Raw genomic sequence first — 7349 nt, 5'->3', positions numbered from 1 at the left:
GTACCGAAATGGTAGCATACCAAGATTGTCATAATCTCACTCTCGGATAGCCTGCCCTTGCGGTTACGGTAGCGCTTCCCATCGCCATCATGAGAGGGCAATGGGAGGTTTTGGGCCAGTTCTGCATTCAAATTCTTGTCAAACTCATCGATAATACAGAAAATTTCTGTAACTTTGTCCTTGGTAATCATCGCTTGGTTGTTTTGTAACTTGTTGATTTTCACCTATAAAGGTACAAAATATTGGCGAGATTACCAACTTTTATAATGCTTTTCTTATCCCGAACTCGCGTAATTACTGTAGGCATAAGAGGCCGCAAAGCGTGCCTGCTCTATCTTTACTTCTGAAGGCAGGGTTACATTATATACCGCAGCACACTCTGCTTCACCCTCATGGTCGCTGAATCTGAAGATAGAAAGCTGGTTGGTATTACCCACCGAAGCCACACCATAGACAAATTCGCCATATGCACCACCACTTACGATGTCGCGCATAACAAGATCAGCATCAATGGCATTGGGATCGAATTTATTGGGTATCTCGCCCTCAGAGTCAATAGTCTGAAGAGAAACGGGATGATCGTTCCATGTACTGCCATACTTTCGCATACTCATGGTGGAACGCGGTGTACCCGACATGAAGTCGCCTGTGCTTAAAACATTACGGCGAAGGAACCTATGGTTGCCTGCATCGTAGAAGTAAGCCCAGCTATGCGAACTACCATAAGCCGTGATGTTCACCTCGTTATCGTCCAAGCGCAAAGAGTAAGGCATACAGAAGCCATCCATGTGAGAGAAGTAATTTTTGCCGTCATTGATAAGCCATTCACCGGCAACTCCCATCTTATATTGGGTAATCTTTATAGGTGTGCCTTGAAGAGTTGGCCCATACAGAATAGACTCCGTAGTCCACTTTGAAGACAGAGTACTTGGTGTATAACATGCAATATCGCTTTCGCTTACAAGCATCATCGCAGGATTAGCCGTAAAGCCGAAGAAACCAAACATCGAGGCAGCATCGCTATTGCCATAAGCATGACGCGTACTCAATGCAATAGGCTTACCTTTCAAGGGGAATGGCTCGCCAAACTCTTTCCCGAACACATCGGGCCATGTGAAAAAGCTGCCTGGTGTACCCTCGATAGCACCCAGAACACCCTTGCCATCTTGCTCCTGAAGCACAAACCAGCATGGATTGTAAGGTTTCACTACTGAAACCTTACCCACCTTATACCATTTCGTTCCATTCTTTGTATCTTCAACTATAAGCAGCAATCCCACATCGGAAGGTTCGTAAGGTTCTACCTTCACATTACAAACCTTTCCCTCTGAATATGGCTCATAGTCGGCCACATTCTCCGAGCCAACGGTCTTCTCTGCCATCAGACGCATCCAGTGGTAAACGAGATTCTCCTCTTTAGCAGCTATAGTCTGCGAGATAACAGGTTCTACTGCTACCACTACGGCCTCTTCCTTAGGCATGCGAACCTTGGTTTCGGGAATCTGCACATCCACCATGTTTACATCATGGTAATCATAATGCCCTAAATCTTCATAACAAGCAGTTGCCAACAGCATCATGGCCAGTCCCGCCAACACATTATATATTATATGAAGTCTCTTCATAGTTATTCCTCCTTAATTTTCAAAGTTGATAGGATTGCCCTCTTCATCCAAAATTGGAGTGTTTCCATCTTCTATATACTTCTTGTAAGTTTCTTTCACTTTTTCTATCTCTTCGTCACTCTCTATCTCATCATAGGTATGATGCAATAAATCCATGATGTAAAGATACTTGGCATCACTATATGTACCAAACTGCCAATCTTCCCAACTAGATGGCCTTAACTCCCATCTTACCGTTACCAAAAGGCGCTGACTCTCTTCTAAACCACGGTCAAACTGGTTGATTGGATTGCTGGTATCAAACTCTAGGAAGCTGCCATACTCCGTTCTACCTGTACGCACATCCTTAGGACGCATCACCTTGAAGTCATAGCTTTGAGCTACAGTATCTATAGCCGAGTATACATAGCTTTTCTCAAGTTCCATCTCTACATCTGTCTTGAAGGTTGTGTCGCGTGCGGTCTTTACGACGAATGAACGCTTTTCCTTCAGCATATTACCCTGCAAAACCACATGGAATGTCACTTTTTTGAACTGTGTATTGCGAACATAGTCGCTGTCGGCAAAGCTTACCACCTCCGTATGACGGTCGAAGTTGAGACGAGGCGACTGGTCATAAAACTCTATCTCGTTCTGTTGGCAGGCCGACACTAGCCAGCAAGCCACGAGTATAATTGCAAAAAATAAGTATCTCTTCATTGTTATAACATTGATTGTTTAATCTGATGTCTTCCCGAAAACATGCTCATTGTCAGGCAATGGCATCTTATACTGCGCTTCGCTCATATTCTTGAGTTCTGCACCAAGATACCACTCATACGCATGAGACTTCAAGAAGAAGAATAGTTGCCCTTCTCCAAAATACTCCTTGCGCACCTCTTTCATGATTTCATTGATACGCTTGGTATACCTAGGTGCTTCCTTCGAAAGGTTGTCAGGAGCATCATAGCCTACCGTCGTAATCTCATCGGCTATGGCTATACCGCGTGCCGAGCGCACGGTATTGAGCGCTTTCACACTCTCTTCGGCCGACGATGCGCATTCTGCCACGATGTAATACATTTCTGGCAGACGTATCAGCGGCATGGTGTTGACACCCATATAGTACTCCATTCCCTTTTGATTGAATTTACGACAGAAATAATGTTCTGCCGAGTCATCCTTACCAAAGGCTTGCCCGTCTTTGCGCCAGTCACTCTGTCCGACATGCCCGGCATCACCTCCACCAAACTCATATATTTGGTTAAAATGCTCTGCATCTGTGTAGAAATGATGGTTGAGCGATGTGCTCTCCATATCCATGCCATTGTCTGCCAGCAAATTCCCCATCTCGTTTACGCTCACACCAAATATCTGTTCTTCGTAACGGATAGAGTTATATTTGTTAAGGTTCTGCTGAGCAAGCAGCGACCACTTGCCAGAGTTAATGACCTCATTGGCATATTTCACCGCAAGGGTGCGACTTTCTGCACTGTTCTCATAACAGTATGCGCGTGCCAGTATCGCCTTTACGGCATAGAGGTTCATGCGGTATTCGCGGTTTACAAGGAAATGATTTCCATTCTCATACTCTTCCGAGCTGCGGTCGGTACGAAAATCGAGCGGGTCGTCTTTCTTTAGTAACTCTTCAGCCTCCTTCAAATCCTTGATAATAAGCTGCAAGACCTCACGTGCCGGCAATATGCTGGTGGCATTACGGTCGTATACAGTACGATAGGCAATGGCCTTGGCATCAGGATGCTGCTGGTAAATAGGCCCATATAGGCGCAACAAGTCGAAATGCACAAAGGCTCTCAAGGCCAATGCCTCACCCTTCATCGTACCATACAGATGCTCTGTCGTCACTATATCGCGTTTTTTCTCGAGATATTCCAACAGATTGTTAATGTTGGCCACGATGTTGTACATCTCAGAATAGATGCCTTCCCTTTTATCGAGGAACTCCTTTTCATAGTCAAAAACGAATCCCTGGTGATAAACCATATTAGTGTTATGGCTAGGATAATTGTCGTACTGGCCAGCCATCTCCTCAAGATAGGCATAACTCATGTCGCCTGCATACAGTACTGTTGTGCCCAGTTTGAGATAGATACCAGTAAGAGCATCCTTGAACCCCGACTCCGATGCAAACTGCTTGTCCATAGGAATAGAGGTCTTGGGCGCTACATCGAGCCAATCGTTGCATGAAGTGAAGCCCAATGCCACACAGCCCCAAAGTATATATTTTATGATGTGTTTCATAATTGGGTTGATATTTTATTTAGAATCCTAAGTTAAGAGAGAAAGTAAACTGCCTGGAGAAAGGATAGTCGAGTCCACGCTCACGCTTGACAGTAGAGAGATAGAAAAAGTCTTCCACATTGAGTGCCACCTTAGCCGAGGTGAGCCCTGCCTTCTTAATCCACCCACTATTGCGCCTGTCCATACGATAGTAGCATGTCAAGGAACTTCCTTGGAGCACATTCTCATCCATGATGAAGCGCGAGGTAGCCTTTGTACCGCGGCCATACGGCGTAAGTTTCATAAACTGCGACTGCATGCCTGGCTTCTGCCAGCGCAACTGCATCACACGGCGGTCGCTGTTATACCTCAAGTCGGCATTCTCTACCTTATCTAATAGAGTCTGGTTGTACACCTGACCACCAAAGCGATAGCTTAAACTTAGGTCGAGTCCCCATCCCTGATAGGTAAATGAACTGTTGATATGTCCCTGCCATTTGGGCTCTGTATTGCCTATAGGCACAATGTCTACCGCATTCCAGTTGATATAACTGGTCATCTCACCGTTACGACGCATCAATATCTCGTCGCCCGTAGCAGGGTCGATGCCGAGAGAACGCACCACCCAAATGCGCGACAGCGACTGTCCCTCCTCGAAACGAGGCAAAGGCCTGTTGGTGATATGTGCCGCATTATACTCATTGATATGCCTCATCGCCTCTGAAATTTCCACCAGCTTGTCGGTGTTATGCGATCCGTTCAGCGTCACGGTCCAGTATGCCTGGTGGGCATTGTCGCGATATGGTATAAACGAAAGGTTGAACTCCATACCCCTATTCTCTACCTTACCTACATTTTCCGGGTAACTGCCGAATCCTATAGACGGGGCAAGAGTTACCTGCGTAATAGTATTGTTCGTGGTCTTGCGGTAATAGTCCATACGGGCTGTAATGCGCCCATTGAGGAATCCCAGCTCCACTCCGAGATTGGCACTATGGGTGGTCTGCCACTTCAGGTTCTCGTTGTGCATGGCCAAAATCTCCGAACCGGTTGCATCAGACGAATAGTAAGGCAGCAGCAGATTGGAGTAAGTGTAGTAGCCATGTGCCTGATAAGGGTCGAAGCCTCGTGAGCCTGTGGTACCATAGGTGGCACGAATCACGAAGTCTGACAGCCAGTTGGCATTCTTCAGCCAGTTCTCTTTCTTCACATCCCAGCGCAAACCGGTAGACCAGAACGGTGCCCAACGGTTGTCGCGGCCAAACTCCGACGATCCGTCCACACGCACATTGAAGTCGAACGAATACTTATATTTATATGAATATCCGCCTGCCATCACCCATCCTATAGAGCGGTTGGTCGACTCCAGGCCTGTAACCTTCTCGTTATACTTGCGCCCAAAGAGCAAGTTATCCATGTTGTCGTTGGGGAATCCCGTTACATAATTGCCATAAGTCTCCATCGTGTTTTCTAAAAGACTCATGCGCAAGTTGCCCGTAAGGTAGTGGTCATTCAGTTGCTTGTTCCAACTTCCCGTAAGGTCTAATCCCCAATTCACCGACTCACTCTGGTTGCGACGATAGTCACCACGCAGCACCGGATCGGTTATATTATCGAAAGCGGTGTGCTGTGCAGGCCTGAACACATCGTGATGCCCCACACTCTTGGCCAGCGAGAAGGCTCCCTCGAAGCGCCAGTCCCTTGTTGGCGTGTATTCCACCTTGAACTGTTCGCGTACTGCAAAGTTTTTGCTCTGGTCCTTACTATGGAATGTAGTGTTATACATCGGGTTGAGATAGTGGCTTGCTCCCTGCAACTCGGAGAAATCATCCAAATACTTTGGTATGTTGCCCTTCTCATCATAGGCACGCAGGTAGGGATTGAGCTTGGTATACTCGCTGAAACTTCCCCATGGCGACTCGTTACCTACAGAGTTGTCAAGCGTGATGATGTTCTTCAAAAGCACCTTGGGCAGTCGGTATTGAAAGTCGAGCGAGCCCGTAAGCACATCACGGTTGCTGCCTTTCATGACGCCAGGCGATCCGTTATAGCCTATGTACATGCGGTAGCGCAGGGCCTCGTCGCCACCTTCGAGCGTCACGGTATGACGCTGCTGGAATGCTGTGCGCAGCGGTTTATCGAGCCAATAGGTATCTACACCGCTAAGCACCTCGCGCAACTTCGACTGATAGAGCTGCCACTTGCCTACGGTCTCTCCACCATAGGTATACAGTCCGCTCTTGAGTTCGGCATCGAGTTTCTCGCTTGCATTCATCAGGTCGTAGCCTGTAAGGTCGGGAGTCTCCACACGCAGTTCCCCACCGTAGGTCACCCAGATACGCCCTGGCTTCGGTGTCTTGCTTTCTATAATGATTACCCCGTTGGCTGCACGCGAACCATAGATGGCCGTGGCCGCGGCATCTTTGAGCAGAGAGATGGAAAGAATACGGTCGGGGTCGAGGTCGGTGAGCGTCTGCACATTAATTTCGAACCCGTCCATGATGAGCAGGGGCTGGTTGGCATAAGTTTGATACTCGCCCTGTACCGACAGCACATCGCTGCTCGTAGACCCCAATTCGATGCTGGCACCGCCACGCATGCGCATGTCGGGCAGGTTATTAGGGTTCGATCCATTGGCAATGTTGTCCATGATGCGCAATCCAGGGGCAACGGCTGCCAAGGCCTTCACCACATTGTTGGTGCTGTATTTCTTCAGATCCTCACCCTTAATCGTGACGGCCGAACCTGTAAAGCCTTCCTTCTTGCGGTTAAACATACCCGTTACAACCACTTCGTCGAGCTCCTTGTCATCGGCAACAAGACGTATCGTCATCGTCGCGCTCACCTTTACGCGGGCAGTTTTCATACCCATGTGAGTTACCACAACGATGGAGCCCTCGTCTATGTTCTTCATAGTGAAGCGCCCGTCGGCGTCGGTAACCGCCATCACATCGGTGCGCCCTTCCACTTTCAGCACTGCACCAACGGCTGGCAGCGATTCGTCGTCGAAGACTTGGCCTTTTACTTGGGGGATGGTTCTCCCCTCTTGATCAACACGCTGAGATACTGTCTGCAAAGGCGTAAGAGCCCATGCACCACTCCCTATGTAACCACCATAAAGTGATGGGGTAAACATGAAAATGAAACAAAATAGTGGCACAGTTGCAAATATCCGTGGCAATAACATTTTGTTATCCAAAGATCATCGTCGTTCTATACATGAAGAATGGCAGGTCTTGTACTCCACGGAGCTGTGCTCTGAAGCCTTTCAACTTTGAGTTTAGAGATTCTGCATGAGCATTAGTTGATCTGTTGATGAAGTAGTTTAGTACTTCTTCCTCCTTGTATTTGATAGCATCCCTTGCAGCCTTCACTTCACGCAAAGTGCATGCTGAGACCTTCTGATACCAATCATGCAGTTTATCCTTTGCTGCAGTCCGATTAATATCCTTGCTACTAAATATGCATCTTAGGCTACAAATAAGCGTATATGCATCCTTTATC

General features: G+C 47.5%; 5 protein-coding genes and 1 pseudogene. All 6 read right to left on the bottom strand.

Annotation, left to right across the window (positions count from 1 at the left end; all coding sequences use genetic code 11):
- Positions 1 to 191, bottom strand: a pseudogene (locus BM114_RS13835) (IS982 family transposase); the annotation flags it as partial.
- 84 nt (positions 192 to 275) lie between these two features.
- Positions 276 to 1625: a PKD-like family lipoprotein gene (locus BM114_RS13830; protein ID WP_092114301.1), complete on the bottom strand. Its 1350-nt coding sequence runs from the start codon at positions 1623 to 1625 to the stop codon at positions 276 to 278.
- Between the two features lie 12 nt (positions 1626 to 1637).
- Positions 1638 to 2324: a DUF4843 domain-containing protein gene (locus BM114_RS13825; RefSeq protein ID WP_092114299.1), complete on the bottom strand. Its 687-nt coding sequence runs from the start codon at positions 2322 to 2324 to the stop codon at positions 1638 to 1640.
- An 18-nt stretch (positions 2325 to 2342) separates the two neighbouring features.
- Positions 2343 to 3866, bottom strand: coding sequence for a RagB/SusD family nutrient uptake outer membrane protein (locus BM114_RS13820; RefSeq protein ID WP_092114297.1), 1524 nt, complete (start codon positions 3864 to 3866; stop codon positions 2343 to 2345).
- Between the two features lie 19 nt (positions 3867 to 3885).
- Positions 3886 to 6981 (bottom strand): SusC/RagA family TonB-linked outer membrane protein, encoded by a 3096-nt coding sequence (locus BM114_RS13815; RefSeq protein WP_255406546.1) that lies wholly within the window; start codon positions 6979 to 6981, stop codon positions 3886 to 3888.
- Between the two features lie 55 nt (positions 6982 to 7036).
- Positions 7037 to 7349 (bottom strand): transposase (locus tag BM114_RS13810; protein ID WP_143089269.1); only part of this gene is annotated, 313 nt, incomplete at its 5' end.

It is taken from the genome of Prevotella sp. KH2C16 (genome assembly GCF_900113305.1).
In the GTDB taxonomy this organism is placed as follows: Bacteria; Bacteroidota; Bacteroidia; order Bacteroidales; family Bacteroidaceae; genus Prevotella.
The sequence above is the reverse complement of the archived record's forward strand: the minus strand, read 5'-3'. Positions and strand labels throughout refer to the sequence as shown.

Coding starts and splice junctions, on each gene's coding strand:
- BM114_RS13825 (WP_092114299.1), bottom strand. CDS start 2,324: ATGAAGAGATACTTATTTTTTGCAATTATACTCGTGGCTTGCTGGCTA.
- BM114_RS13815 (WP_255406546.1), bottom strand. CDS start 6,981: ATGTTTACCCCATCACTTTATGGTGGTTACATAGGGAGTGGTGCATGG.
- BM114_RS13820 (WP_092114297.1), bottom strand. CDS start 3,866: ATGAAACACATCATAAAATATATACTTTGGGGCTGTGTGGCATTGGGC.
- BM114_RS13830 (WP_092114301.1), bottom strand. CDS start 1,625: ATGAAGAGACTTCATATAATATATAATGTGTTGGCGGGACTGGCCATG.